Genomic DNA, 12693 nt, shown 5'->3' with positions numbered 1-12693 from the left:
ACGGCGGTCCAAGCTCGGCGACGATGTCATCGCCATAAACGAAAATCCGGCCGCGTCGCCGCGGCCGGATTTCAGTGTTTACGTCCGAAAATCAGCGTTCAAAAGAAGCCACGGCGCTGCCACCAGCCGGCTTTCTTCGGCTTGCCGTCATCGCCTTCGCCATTCTCGACGCGGGTGGATTTCACCGTCGGCTCGGAGGAGGAAATGTTGGATTCGCGGTTGGCGCGAACCGGCTTTGCCTCTTCCTGAACGGATGTTTCGAGATCGGCGGAGGCTTCAACCAATTCCGGTTCGGCCTCGGCCACAGGTGAAGTCTCGGCAACCGGTTCCTCGACCGGCGCTGCGGCCGGTTTGCGGCGGCCGCGGCTGCGGGCGGGCTTCACATCTTCGGTTATGACGGTTGCGCTCTCGACGGCTGCCATCGCGGCCTGGCCTTCGTCGGCCGGCTCGGCAATCGCCTCGACCGCTACGGCTTCGCTCGGAGCGCCGTCGCCTTCGTCCTCGTCGCCGCCATTGTCTTCACCGGCTTCGCCGGCTGTCAGTTCGGAGCCATCTTCGGCGCGATTGCGACGGCCGCCACGCTTGCCGCGACGGCGCCGCTTGCGGCGCTGCGATTCTTCGCTTTCAGCGCGTGTCTCGGGCGTAGCTTCGGTGGTTTCATCACCTTCGCTGCCCTCGTCGTCACCGTCCTCATCCTCGTCGCCGGCTTCGCCTGCTGCCGATGCCGGCTGCTCGGCATTGCCGTTGCGGCCACGGCGGCGCCTGCGGCGCTTGCGCTTGCGGTTGCCGTCAGCTTCGCCTTCCGAGCGTGCTGCGACGGGCCGTTCGGCAACGGCCGGCTTTTCCTCGAGTTCCTCGTCTTCCTCCTCATCCACTTCGATGACGATGTCGTCGTCGTCATCCTCGGGAATGGCTGCGAAGTTGAAGAGCGTTTCGATCTTGACCGGGTTTTCCACCGGCTCGCCGCGATCGATCGCGAAATGCTGTGCTCCGACCGAACCGTCCGCATCGATGACGATAGCGACGCCGAAACGGCTTTCGTAATCGATGATCGTCTGGCGCTTGTGGTTGAGCAGATAGAGCGCAATGTCAGGCGTGGTGCGCACGGTGATGTTGTGCGTGGTGTTCTTCAGCAGATATTCTTCGATACCGCGCAGGACATGCAGGGCGACGGAGGACTGCGAGCGCACATGCCCGGTGCCGCCGCAATGCGAGCAGACCTGCGTGGTCGATTCGAGAACCGACGCGCGGATGCGCTGTCGCGACATTTCGAGCAGGCCGAAATGCGAGATCCGGCCGACCTGGATGCGGGCGCGGTCGTTCTTCAGGCATTCCTTCAGCTTCTTCTCGACAGCGCGGTTGTTGCGCTTCTCTTCCATGTCGATGAAGTCGATGACGATCAGGCCGGCAAGGTCGCGAAGGCGAAGCTGGCGGGCGACTTCGTCTGCAGCCTCGAGATTCGTCTGCAGCGCGGTGTCTTCGATCGAATGTTCGCGGGTCGAGCGGCCGGAGTTGACGTCGATCGAGACCAGCGCTTCGGTCTGGTTCATGATCAGGTAGCCGCCGGACTTCAGCGTCACCTGCGGCTGCAACATGCGATCGAGCTGAGCTTCGATGCCGGAGCGCGAGAAGATCGGGTGGATGTCGCGGTAAGGCTGAACCACCTTGGCATGGCTCGGCATCAGCATCTTCATGAAGTCTTTCGCTTCACGATAGCCTTCTTCACCGGAAACGATGACTTCGCTGATATCCTTATTGTAGAGGTCTCGGATCGAGCGCTTGATCAGCGAGCCTTCCTCATAGACGAGGCAGGGAGCGGTGGACGCCAGCGTCAGCGTGCGCACATTTTCCCACAGGCGCATCAGATATTCGAAGTCACGCTTGACCTCGACCTTGGTGCGGTTGGCACCGGCGGTGCGAAGGATGACGCCCATGCCCTGCGGCACCTCGAGCAGGCGCGCGATTTCCTTCAGGCGCTTGCGGTCGGCAGGATTGGTGATCTTCCGGGAAATGCCGCCGCCGCGCGCCGTGTTCGGCATCAGGACGGAATAGCGGCCGGCGAGCGAGAGATAGGTGGTAAGGGCTGCACCCTTGTTGCCGCGCTCTTCCTTGGCGACCTGCACGAGCAGGATCTGGCGGCGCTTGATGACTTCCTGGATGCGGTACTGCTTGCGCGGCTTGCGCTGCACGCGGTCCGGCACTTCTTCCATGGCGTCTTCGGCGCCGACGGATTCGATGACTTCCTCTTCGCCGTGATCGTCATCATCGTCGTCATCATCGTGGCGACGCTTGCTGGTATCGACGTCCTCGGAGATCGAGTCGGTTTCCACCATCGCGGCCATCGCGCCGCCGGTCGAGCCGTCATCCTCGTTGTCGACGCTCGACGCGCCTTCGGCTTCAACGTCTGTGGGAACAGCGTCTTCGGTCGCGGTCGTTTCGGCGGCCGGTTCTACGGCCTTCTTGCGGCTGCGACGCGGCCTTGCCTTCTTCGCCGGCGCTTCCTCGGCGGCCGCGGGAGATGCTGCGGCTTCTACCGCTGCCGTCTCTTCCGTTACGGCAGCCGTTTCCGGCGCCTCTGCCGGCACGATGCCGACATCTGGCTGATCCTGCTTGGAAAGATCGACCATCGGTGCGGTTTCGACATGCTCGACGTCCTCGTCGCGGCGATGCTCCTCGGCTTCGGCCCGAAGCAATGCCTGACGGTCGGCAAGCGGTATCTGATAATAGTCGGGATGGATTTCGGCGAAGGCCAGGAAGCCGTGCCGGTTGCCGCCGTAGTCGACGAAGGCGGCTTGCAGCGAGGGCTCGACCCTCGTTACCTTTGCAAGATAGATGTTGCCGCGGATCTGCTTCTTGTGCTGGGACTCGAAGTCAAATTCTTCTATGCGGTTCCCGCGAACAACAACGACGCGCGTCTCTTCCTCGTGAGACGCATCGATAAGCATTTTGTCTGCCATGTAAGCTGTGCTCCTCGGCGTGGCCGCGAGAGCGCATTCCCGACTGCTGTTGAGACAGAAAGAATGCGGTCCGCAGTGGCCGCGCCGGATAATGAAAGTCGCGCCTGATGCGAGGGGGAGGGCAGCAGCCAGACCGCAACCGGAACCATTTCGGTCCGGGGCCTGTACACTTCAGATAAAACCTGCTGCGAAACCATCAACAACCAAGCGTGATCGACAAATACGAAGACCCGTTCGGGTCCGATGAGTTTGCTCCCTGAGAGCGTGGTGGCTGATCCACCAATGAATTCCGACAATGAGCCGGAAAATCAGGATCCAGTTCTAGGGATTAAGCGCATGAGACGGCGGACGATGACCGGTGTGGCGCCAGGTCCTGATCTGGCTGGCAGCCTTTGCGGCGACTCTATCCCGTCAACACTTTACCCTGAAATTCGTTGTATGTTTTCTGTGTCACAATAGCAAGGGAAAAGCCAAATGTGCCATAATATTGATGGATTTCGCAACGCATAGAAACTGGGGATAAAGTGATCGCGATTCGGCAGGCCACAGCGGGTGTTTCGTCACAGGGACGCTGGCCGCAGCTGCGTCGGGTCCATCGCAATACAAATAGGGTGTGCGGTTTATTGTTTAAGAGGGCTCGGATCGCGGCGAAATCCGCAGCGCGGCGATCGACAATCGCAAGGCGGGTTCTGGCGGCGCTTTTGGCCGCTAGTCTCCTGCCGGTCGCTGCCAGCTCCGTCGAGGCCGGGGATCCGCTGCTTGCCTATGGCGCGCGCATCGTCGGCGACGATGCAAGGACGCGCATCGTCATCGATTTCGATCGCGAGCCGCGCTTCTCGGTCCACTATATCGCCAATCCGGAACGCATCGTCGTCGACCTTCCGGCGACCGCCTTCGGTTTTCCGGCCAAGGATCTTGCCGCCCGCGGCCTGTTCAAGGATATCCGCTACGGCAAGATGGACGAGGAGAGCGCCCGTATCGTGCTGACGACGGCAGGGCCGGTCAAGCTGGCGCTTGCCAAAGTGCAGGCCGACGAGGCTGGCAAGGGTCATCGCCTCGTGCTCGATGCCGAGATGATCGACAAGCGGGCCTTTGCCGAACTGGTGAAGACGCAATCCTGGAGCGATCGAGGTGATGCGGCTCAGACGACCAGCGCCATTCCGGCACCGGAAAAAGCTGCTCCCGGCGATTTCGTCATCGCCGTCGATGCAGGCCATGGCGGCATCGATACCGGCGCGATCGGCGTCGACACCAAGACCGAGGAAAAGCAGGTGACGCTTGCCTTCGCCAAGGCTTTGACCGAGCGGCTGAACAAGGAGCCGGGCATCAAGGCTTTCCTGACGCGTGAGGATGACGAGTTCCTGTCGCTTTCGCAGCGTGTGCTGATCGCCCGCCAGAACCATGCCGGCCTTTTCATTTCGCTGCATGCCGACACGCTGAAGCAGAAGGATATCCGCGGCGCCACCGTCTACACGATCTCCGACAAGGCATCCGACAAGCTCGCCGCCGACCTTGCCGAACGGGAAAACCTTTCCGACCAGATCGCCGGCAAGGAGACGGTTGCCGAGCCGCCCGAGGTCGCCGACATCCTGCTCGATCTGACGCGGCGCGAGACGCAGGCCTTCTCGATCTCGCTGGCCGAGAGCGTTCTGAATTCTTTCAAGGATCAGGTCGGCACCATCAACAATCCGCATCGTCATGCCGGCTTCCGTGTGCTGCAGGCCCCTGACGTGCCCTCGATCCTTCTCGAGATCGGGTTCCTCTCGAATGCCGAGGATGAGAAATTGCTGCTCGACGAGGCTTGGCGCGGCAAGATCGCCGGTCTCTTGACCGACGCAGTCAAGCGATACCGTGCCGCCGTCATGGCGAATGGCGGCTGACGGTCACCGCCTAAAAATCTGTAGCGGTTGCGGCACGGCGGCCGCATAAAAACAAAGATTCATAAAAACAAAGATTTAAGTGCGCCGCATGAATCAAATTCTGAGGAAGATACCTCAGATTGGCGGCGGCGACAGGCGTTGCTTGGATGTGACAGTTCTAATGAAACGCGGCGGCAGTGGTGAATGCGGCGCAGACAGCCCTATTTTGCTCACATTCGCGCCGTTACTCCGGCTTATGTTTCGTAAGCCTTGAGCGCGGAATCGGCTTGTGGCGGTAACGCTCATGGAGTAAGCCGCGCAACGTGCAAATTGCCTTGATCTGTACAATCGTTGCGGCTGCGCCGATTGAAGATCGAAAAGACCGGTAGCTGAAATATGGTTAGACTTTTTGGATATTTCTTCGGAATGGCCTGCGTCCTGTTTCTGGTCGCGGCGGCGGGTATTGCCATCTATCTCGCCAATGTCGCGAAGGATCTTCCGGACTATGCCGTTCTGAACAGCTATGCGCCACCGGTGACGACCCGCGTCCATGCCGGCAACGGCGCTTTGATGGCCGAATACGCCAAGGAAAAGCGTCTCTTCCTGCCGATCCAGGCCATTCCGGATCGCGTGAAGGCCGCTTTCCTGTCGGCCGAAGACAAGAATTTCTACAATCATCCGGGCGTTGATCTCACCGGCCTCGGCCGCGCCATCCTCGTCAACCTGCAGAATTTCGGTTCCGGCCGCCGCCCGGTCGGTGCCTCGACCATTACCCAGCAGGTGGCCAAGAATTTCCTTCTGAGCTCGGACCAGACCATCGACCGCAAGATCAAGGAAGCGATCCTTTCCTTCCGTATCGAGCAGGCCTACAGCAAGGACAAGATCCTCGAACTCTACCTGAACGAGATCTTCTTCGGTCTGAATTCCTATGGCATCGCCGGCGCAGCACTCACCTATTTCAACAAATCCGTCACCGAACTGACCGTCGCCGAAGCCGCCTATCTGGCATCGCTGCCGAAGGGGCCTGCCAATTATCATCCGTTCCGTCATCCCGAGGCGGCGCTCGAGCGCCGTAACTGGGTGATCGACCGGATGGTCGAGAACGGTTATGTCAGCCAGAGCGACGGCGAGGAAGCCAAGAAGCAGCCGCTCGGCGTCACCGCCCGCACCACTGGCCCCTCGCTCTTCGCTTCGGATTATTTCGCCGAAGCAGTGCGTCGTCAGCTGATCGACCAATACGGCGAAAAGGTCCTCTATGAGGGCGGCCTTTCGGTGCGCACGTCGCTCGACCCCCAGATGCAGCTTGCTGCCCGCAAGGCGCTGCAGGACGGTCTGGTCACCTATGATGAGCGCCGCGGTTTCCATGGCCCGATCAAGCAGATCGATGCAAGCGGTGACTGGGGCAAGGCGCTAGCCGATATTCCCACCCTGTCCGACGTTCCGGAATGGCGGCTCGCCGTCGTGCTCGCCGTGTCCGACTCGACCGTCGACATCGGCCTGCAGCCGGCCAAGGATGGAAGCGGCAAGGTTGCGGCCGACCGTCAACGCGGCACCATCGACGCCAAGAACATGCAATGGGCCTTCCGTTCGGCCGACGGCGCCCGCAAGACCACGAAATCGCCGGTCGGAGCCGTAGCGCCTGGTGACGTCGTTTATGTCGCAAAGCTCGGCGACGACGCGTCGACTTCCTACCGCCTGCAGCAGCCACCGAAGGTCCAGGGTGGACTGGTCGCGATGGACCCGAAGACCGGCCGCGTGCTCGCCATGGTCGGCGGTTTCTCGTACGCCCAGTCAGAATTCAACCGCGCCACCCAGGCGATGCGCCAGCCAGGCTCCTCGTTCAAGCCCTTCGTCTACGCCGCGGCAATGGACAATGGTTATACGCCGGCCTCCGTCATCATGGATGCGCCGATCGAAATCGTCTCGGGCGGCCAGGTCTGGAGGCCGGAAAACTACGGCGGCGAATCCGGCGGCCCGTCGACGCTGCGTTCGGGCATCGAGCATTCGCGCAATCTGATGACGGTGCGCCTCGCCAACGATCTCGGCATGAACATCGTCGCCGAATATGCCGAGCGCTTCGGCATCTACGATCACATGCTGCCGGTTCTTTCCATGTCGCTCGGCGCCGGCGATACGACTGTGCTGCGCATGGTCTCGGCCTATTCGGTCATCGCCAATGGCGGCAAGCAGATCAAGCCGACATTGATCGACCGCATCCAGGACCGCTACGGCAAGACGATCTTCAAACATGAGGAGCGTGTGTGCGAGGGCTGCAATGCCGGCGACTGGCAGAACCAGGAAGAGCCGAATGTCGTCGACAATCGCGAAACCGTTCTCGACCCGATGACCGCCTACCAGATCACCTCGATGATGCAGGGCGTCATCCAGCGCGGCACCGCTGCCGGCAAGATTGATCTCGGCGGTCGCGACGTCGCCGGAAAGACCGGCACCACCAACGACGAGAAGGATGCCTGGTTCGTCGGCTTCACGCCGGATCTGGTTGCAGGCCTCTATATGGGCTTCGATACGCCGGCCCCGCTCGGCCGCGGCGGCACCGGTGGCGTCTTGTCCGCCCCGATCTTCAACGAATTCATGCAGGCTGCCGTCAAGGACACGCCCGAATCGAAGTTCGTCATTCCATCAGGCATGAACCTGATTTCGATCGACCGCAAAACCGGCATGGCGGCTGGCGACGGCGATCCGAACACCATCGTCGAGGCCTTCAAGCCCGGCACCGGCCCGGCCGACAGCTTCTCCGTGATCGGCATGGACAGCACCATGGCGCCGGAAGAGATCCTGAAGACCTCGCCGCAGGCGAACCAGGCCGTCCAGACCGGCACGCCCGGCCTGTTCTGACCGAGGCCTGAATTTTGCACGCCCGCCGCGGCCCTTTACATCCGCGGCGGGCGTCTCTATGTCACCAGCACCTGAATAAGACCGACAGAGAAGCAGGAAAATGCGAGCGGAAATCGAAAACGTGGTCGATGAAACCAAGCAGGCTATCACCCTGCTGAGGAGGCATCTTTGACTGGGACCAGGCGATAAGACGGCTGGACTGGTTGAACAACAAGGCAGAGGATCCGAACCTCTGGAACGACGCTTCCGAAGCGCAGAAGCTGATGCGCGAGCGCCAGCAGCTGGATGACGGCATTAACGGTGTCAAGCAGCTCGAACAGCAGCTGAACGACAATATCGAGCTGATCGAGCTTGGCGAGGAAGAGGGCGACCAGAGCGTCGTCAAGGAAGCCGAGGACACGCTGAAGGCCTTGAAGGCCGAGGCTGCACGCCGCCAGGTGGAAGCCATGCTCTCCGGCGAAGCCGATGGCAACGACACTTATCTCGAAGTCCATTCCGGCGCCGGCGGCACCGAAAGCCAGGACTGGGCGAACATGCTTCTGCGCATGTACACCCGCTGGGCTGAACGCCAGCGTTTCAAGGTCGAGCTTCTCGAAGTTCATGACGGCGAAGAGGCTGGCATCAAGTCCGCGACCCTGCTCGTCAAGGGCCACAATGCCTATGGCTGGCTGAAAACGGAATCGGGCGTGCACCGCCTGGTGCGGATCTCGCCCTACGACAGCAATGCGCGTCGCCACACCTCCTTTTCGTCGATCTGGGTCTATCCGGTTGTCGACGACTCGATCCAGATCGAGATCAACGAAAGCGACTGCCGCATCGATACCTACCGTTCGTCGGGCGCCGGCGGCCAGCACGTCAACACCACCGACTCGGCCGTGCGCATCACGCATATCCCGACCGGCATCGTCGTGCAGTGCCAGCAGGAGCGTTCGCAGCACAAGAACCGTGCCAAGGCCTGGGACATGCTGCGCGCCCGCATGTACGAAGCGGAACTGAAGAAGCGCGAGGATGCCGCTAGCGCCGAAGCCGCTTCGAAGACGGAGATCGGCTGGGGTCACCAGATCCGCTCCTACGTGCTGCAGCCCTACCAGCTGGTCAAGGACCTTCGCACTGGTGTCGCCAGCAGCGCGCCGGACGACGTTCTCGACGGCGACCTGAACGAGTTTATGGAAGCAGCACTTGCCCATCGCATCAGCGGCGCCGCCGACGCGGTCGTCGATGATGTCGACTGATCGGATTATCGATGCATTGAGATAACAAAAGCCCCGGAGACGGGGCTTTTGTTTTGCTCAGGCCATCGCGCTTATACCGCTGACTTGAAACAGCGCTGCCGACAGATCGGCAATCTCTTCATGAATAGCCGCGCGCTCGATGCCCGGGGGATCGGTAAAGAGTTCTGCCGCAAAGGCAAGGCCGAGCGCCGTGCCTTCTGCCACGAAGACATAATGTCCAAGGCCGCCGCTGAAGATTTTAAGGGCGCTGCGCCGGAGCCGCGCATGCAGCCACGACGAACATTCTTCGGCCGGTGCCGCCCTGTCGGCGTCACCGACCAGGATAAGGGCAGGTGCATCGACAGCTTTCAGGCTTTCCTCGCTGAAACCGAGAACCGACCGGCCCGGCGCGCAGATGAGTGCGGCCTTGATTCTGTCGTCTCGGTAGGAGTTCGACATCCGGGACCACGAATCGCGAAACACATCGCTGGTGCGCAGCAATGCCGGGATATGATCGGCAAGGTGGGGAAACTCCCTCGGTCCGCGCGCGCCACCCGGCTTCATCCTGGACGGTTCGAACTGCGAGAACTGGGCAACAGCCCCAAGAAGCAGCATCACGCTATAAGCTCCGGCGGAAAATCCGGCTGCGAAGACACTGTTCGTATCGATATCGCCAGATAGATCGCTGAGCCATGCATCGCGGTGGTCGAGCATGTAGCTTAGGTCAGGCGCCCGCTCCCAAAGGCAGGCAAAGCCTTCAGCGCGATAGGGCTCGATGCCGGTATTGCCGTGGTGGCTGACGCCGAGCGCTGCAAACCCGCGATCGACCAGGCGTCGCGCCAGCCACTCCAGTCCGGCCGCGGATCCGCCGGTGCCATGCGACAACAGAACGAGGGGATAGGGGCCGGCCTCCGGCCGGATGGGTGCATCGCGGGCGACGTCCGCCCTCTGGAACCAGCTTCTTTCCGGGACGTCGCTTTGTGCGTCATCGGCGGCGGGGTACCAGAGGGACCAACTGATCGGTCTAGGGCCGGCTGCGTCCCAGTTCGACCTTTTCTCGTCGTAGAGGACGCCGTCGCGAAAGCCCAGTTTCATCTCTTGAATGCCCTTTGAACACGTCCCAGCCGTTCAATTCGTCGCCTTCTCCACGGTGATGTCGCCGAATTCGTCGATCAGCACGGTCCAGCCATCCGGCTCCGCGGCAGGGTCGGTCTTCAGATAGACCGTGGCGAAGAGCCCCGGTTCCTTGATGATGCCGTTCGAATTCTCGGGGCGTATATCGGTAACGTAAGGCTTCAGGTCGCTGAACTCCTGCAGCTCGATGGTCGAGGCGATCGCCGGGCCGGTCTCGGTCTGGGCAATCTGCTGCAGATAGATCTTCGAGGTCCTGTCCGGCTGGCGGACGGCAAAGAGCTTGTAGTAGCCGTGGCGCTGCGCGGCCTTTCCCTCGGGATTGGCGACGCTCTCGGCGCTCGTCGGCACCCGCTCGACCGCCGGTGCATTGCCATCGTCCTCCCAGTAGCCGGTACTGGTCGCGAAAATCACCGATGCCGGCAGGAGGGCATCCTGCGCCGGGCCGGCCGCCGCTGCAATGCTCCATCCCGCAAGCAGGAGGCTGGTCATCAATATCCGTCGCATTGCCATCGTCTCAATCCTTGAACTGCTCGGCTAGAATCCGGTCGGACCAAGAGCGGTCGGGATCAGAAAGGATGCGCGCCGTCACATGCTCCGACTGGGCGATGCGAATATGCAGCACCGACTTGACCTCGGTATTGTCGGCCACTGCGTTCACCGGTCGCTTCTCCGGCTCGAGAATGTCGATATCGACGGTCACCTTGTTCGGAAGCAGAGCGCCCCTCCAGCGCCGAGGCCTGAAAGCGCTGACCGGCGTCATGGCGAGCAGCGGCGCCTCGAGCGGCAGGATCGGGCCATGGGCGGAAAGATTATACGCCGTCGATCCGGCAGGTGTCGCCACCATCAGCCCGTCGCAGATCAGTTCTTCCAGACGGACGCGCCCATCCACCATAACCCTTAGATTCGCGGCCTGATACGACTGGCGAAAAAGATAGACCTCGTTGATGGCGAGCGCCGTCGAGTTGGTGCCGTCGGCGTTGGCCGTCGTCATCTGCAATGGCCGGAAGACGTTTTCGACGGCGACGCAGATGCGCTCCTGAAGCTTGTCGGTGCGATAGTCGTTCATCAGGAAGCCGACCGAGCCGCGATTCATACCGTAAACCAGCTTGCCGGAGTTCATGGTGTTGTGCAGCGTCTGCAGCATGAAACCGTCGCCGCCGAGTGCGACAATGACGTCGGCTTCGTCAGCCGGGACGTCGCCATAGATGCGAATCAACTCCTCGCGCGCGGCAAGCGCCTCCGTCGTTGGTGAGGCGAGAAAGGAAAGCGTCTGAAATGAACGGCCCATGCAATGCCCTTTATGATGCTGCCCTAGCTAAAGGATAAAGGCCTTGCGCGACAAGGACGTTTTCTATCGCGAAGCGTTTTGAGCTGCAGCCGAACTGTCCGCGCAGGCACGGATTTTCCCTTTACAGAATCACAGAATCTGCTAGTTGGGCAACTATTGCCCTTGTAGCTCAGTTGGTAGAGCACCTGATTTGTAATCAGGGGGTCCCGGGTTCGAACCCTGGCGGGGGCACCAGCCTACGCTCTGTGAGCTTCGGCTCGGCGAGCCGAAGAGAGCAACTAAGCGAAGGCGGACTGGTTCGAGAATGCTCCGGTTAGCTGCACTATCTTTCCCCACGATACCGTCTTTCTAAACAGAGCCTGGGTTCACGGCTGCCTCGCTCAATCGCACCGGCTTTTCAGATGGCACGTATCGCTTGATGAACCGCGTCTGAAGGGCTGCTTCACCGCCAATTCAGCCGCGACCGCTTATCTTCGCCTCATCAGCAATGAGGAAACAGCCATGAAGCTCGCACATCTCTTTCTCGCCGCAACCATTTCCGTCGGTGCGGCTTTCGCGTCCGTCGCACCGGCTGCCGCCATGCCGGCCGAGCGGCCGGCGGTGACGGCGCAGGGCGATATCGTTCAAATTCGTGATGGCTGGCGAGGTGATCGCGACCGCGACGACCGTGGCTGGCGAGGTGATCGCGACCGTGACGACCGTGGCTGGCGCGATGAGCGCGATTGGCGCCGGTCCGACTGGCGCGATGATCGCCGTCACTGGCGGCGGTGGCGTGCCGAGCGTTGGCAGGAGCGCCGCGAGTGGCGTGATCGCGATCGCGGTATGCCGTTCTGGCTCTACCGCGGTTGACAATAACGGCCCGGATCACCCGGGCCGTTATTTTAGTGAGTGACGGGTTCGTTGACGCTCGCCTCGATCCTGTCGCTATTGCCGGTCTGTCCGGCGCCGGAGGGCGACATCATTGCGATGCTAAGCACGGAGGCGACCATGAAGGCGACGACGGCGATCATTATGCGCATAAGCGTTCAATCCTCGTTCGATTCCGGGATTAACGCATGATCGCCGCCGGCGTTCCTGCCGGTCTTATTGCACCTGTCCCGGCGTTGCTGGGCCGGGCGCCGTCGGCGACAGAGGATCGGGCTGGTGGATGGGGTGCGACGTGTCCACCCAGATGATACTGATGATAATCACGACGAAGACCGCGATGAAGAGGATACCGAAAATCAGCGGTCGAATGGCCATGATAGGGATCGTTCCTTCTTGCTTCTGAGCCGGTCGCTACGACCGATCATTGGCCGATCATAGTGCCCCAGGGCGTCATTCCAAGGCAAAAGTGGATTTTTCTGGCATCGGTCGGGCGTTGCACGAGCGTTGTGCGTGTCCGTTTC

The 12693-nt window shown here is 61.3% G+C and carries 10 protein-coding genes and 1 tRNA gene; 5 read left to right on the top strand and 6 right to left on the bottom strand.

Features of this window, described 5'->3' with window-relative positions:
* Window positions 1-98 precede the first annotated feature (98 nt).
* The gene (locus BS629_RS13880; RefSeq protein ID WP_018241624.1) at window positions 99-2957 is read right to left on the bottom strand and encodes an Rne/Rng family ribonuclease; all 2859 of its coding nucleotides are present in this window, start codon (window positions 2955-2957) and stop codon (window positions 99-101) included.
* Window positions 2958-3580: 623 nt separating this feature from the next.
* Between BS629_RS13880 and BS629_RS13875 the strand changes: the two genes are divergently transcribed.
* From BS629_RS13875 to prfB, 3 genes are all read left to right on the top strand, one after another.
* Entirely contained in the window at window positions 3581-4837 is a 1257-nt protein-coding gene (locus tag BS629_RS13875; RefSeq protein WP_018241625.1) for an N-acetylmuramoyl-L-alanine amidase, read from the top strand.
* Between the two features lie 375 nt (window positions 4838-5212).
* Window positions 5213-7672 carry a penicillin-binding protein 1A gene (locus BS629_RS13870; RefSeq protein ID WP_018241626.1) on the top strand — a complete coding sequence of 820 codons (2460 nt, stop codon included), beginning with the start codon at window positions 5213-5215 and terminating at the stop codon, window positions 7670-7672.
* 100 nt (window positions 7673-7772) lie between these two features.
* A protein-coding gene (prfB, locus tag BS629_RS13865) for a peptide chain release factor 2 (protein ID WP_104891241.1) occupies window positions 7773-8904 on the top strand; the annotation gives its coding sequence in 2 pieces (ribosomal slippage) (window positions 7773-7841 and window positions 7843-8904; 1131 coding nt in all).
* 57 nt (window positions 8905-8961) lie between these two features.
* Here the strand turns inward: prfB and BS629_RS13860 are convergent.
* The 3 genes from BS629_RS13860 to BS629_RS13850 are packed head-to-tail and all read right to left on the bottom strand — an operon-like array spanning window position 8962 to window position 11305.
* A complete protein-coding gene (locus BS629_RS13860) occupies window positions 8962-9978 on the bottom strand; it encodes an alpha/beta hydrolase family protein (RefSeq protein ID WP_018241628.1) in 1017 nt (338 codons plus the stop codon).
* 33 nt (window positions 9979-10011) lie between these two features.
* Window positions 10012-10527 carry a hypothetical protein gene (locus BS629_RS13855; protein ID WP_018241629.1) on the bottom strand — a complete coding sequence of 172 codons (516 nt, stop codon included), beginning with the start codon at window positions 10525-10527 and terminating at the stop codon, window positions 10012-10014.
* Between the two features lie 4 nt (window positions 10528-10531).
* Window positions 10532-11305 (bottom strand): NAD kinase, encoded by a 774-nt coding sequence (locus BS629_RS13850; protein WP_018241630.1) that lies wholly within the window; start codon window positions 11303-11305, stop codon window positions 10532-10534.
* Window positions 11306-11463: 158 nt separating this feature from the next.
* Between BS629_RS13850 and BS629_RS13845 the strand changes: the two genes are divergently transcribed.
* Window positions 11464-11539: transfer RNA gene (locus tag BS629_RS13845), tRNA-Thr, on the top strand.
* 195 nt (window positions 11540-11734) lie between these two features.
* The gene (locus BS629_RS13840) at window positions 11735-12154 is read left to right on the top strand and encodes a hypothetical protein (protein WP_172643992.1); all 420 of its coding nucleotides are present in this window, start codon (window positions 11735-11737) and stop codon (window positions 12152-12154) included.
* Between the two features lie 32 nt (window positions 12155-12186).
* Here BS629_RS13840 and BS629_RS39210 read toward each other — a convergent pair whose 3' ends face one another.
* Both BS629_RS39210 and BS629_RS39205 read right to left on the bottom strand, forming a co-directional pair.
* Window positions 12187-12324 (bottom strand): hypothetical protein, encoded by a 138-nt coding sequence (locus tag BS629_RS39210; protein ID WP_018241632.1) that lies wholly within the window; start codon window positions 12322-12324, stop codon window positions 12187-12189.
* Between the two features lie 64 nt (window positions 12325-12388).
* Window positions 12389-12547: a hypothetical protein gene (locus BS629_RS39205; RefSeq protein ID WP_003558513.1), complete on the bottom strand. Its 159-nt coding sequence runs from the start codon at window positions 12545-12547 to the stop codon at window positions 12389-12391.
* Window positions 12548-12693 lie beyond the last annotated feature (146 nt).

This window comes from Rhizobium leguminosarum bv. viciae USDA 2370 (assembly GCF_002008365.1).
GTDB lineage: Bacteria > Pseudomonadota > Alphaproteobacteria > Rhizobiales > Rhizobiaceae > Rhizobium > Rhizobium leguminosarum.
The sequence above is the reverse complement of the archived record's forward strand: the minus strand, read 5'-3'. Positions and strand labels throughout refer to the sequence as shown.

Coding starts and splice junctions, on each gene's coding strand:
- BS629_RS13880 (WP_018241624.1), bottom strand. CDS start 2,957: ATGGCAGACAAAATGCTTATCGATGCGTCTCACGAGGAAGAGACGCGC.
- BS629_RS13870 (WP_018241626.1), top strand. CDS start 5,213: ATGGTTAGACTTTTTGGATATTTCTTCGGAATGGCCTGCGTCCTGTTT.
- BS629_RS13860 (WP_018241628.1), bottom strand. CDS start 9,978: ATGAAACTGGGCTTTCGCGACGGCGTCCTCTACGACGAGAAAAGGTCG.
- BS629_RS13855 (WP_018241629.1), bottom strand. CDS start 10,527: ATGGCAATGCGACGGATATTGATGACCAGCCTCCTGCTTGCGGGATGG.
- BS629_RS13850 (WP_018241630.1), bottom strand. CDS start 11,305: ATGGGCCGTTCATTTCAGACGCTTTCCTTTCTCGCCTCACCAACGACG.
- BS629_RS39210 (WP_018241632.1), bottom strand. CDS start 12,324: ATGCGCATAATGATCGCCGTCGTCGCCTTCATGGTCGCCTCCGTGCTT.
- BS629_RS39205 (WP_003558513.1), bottom strand. CDS start 12,547: ATGGCCATTCGACCGCTGATTTTCGGTATCCTCTTCATCGCGGTCTTC.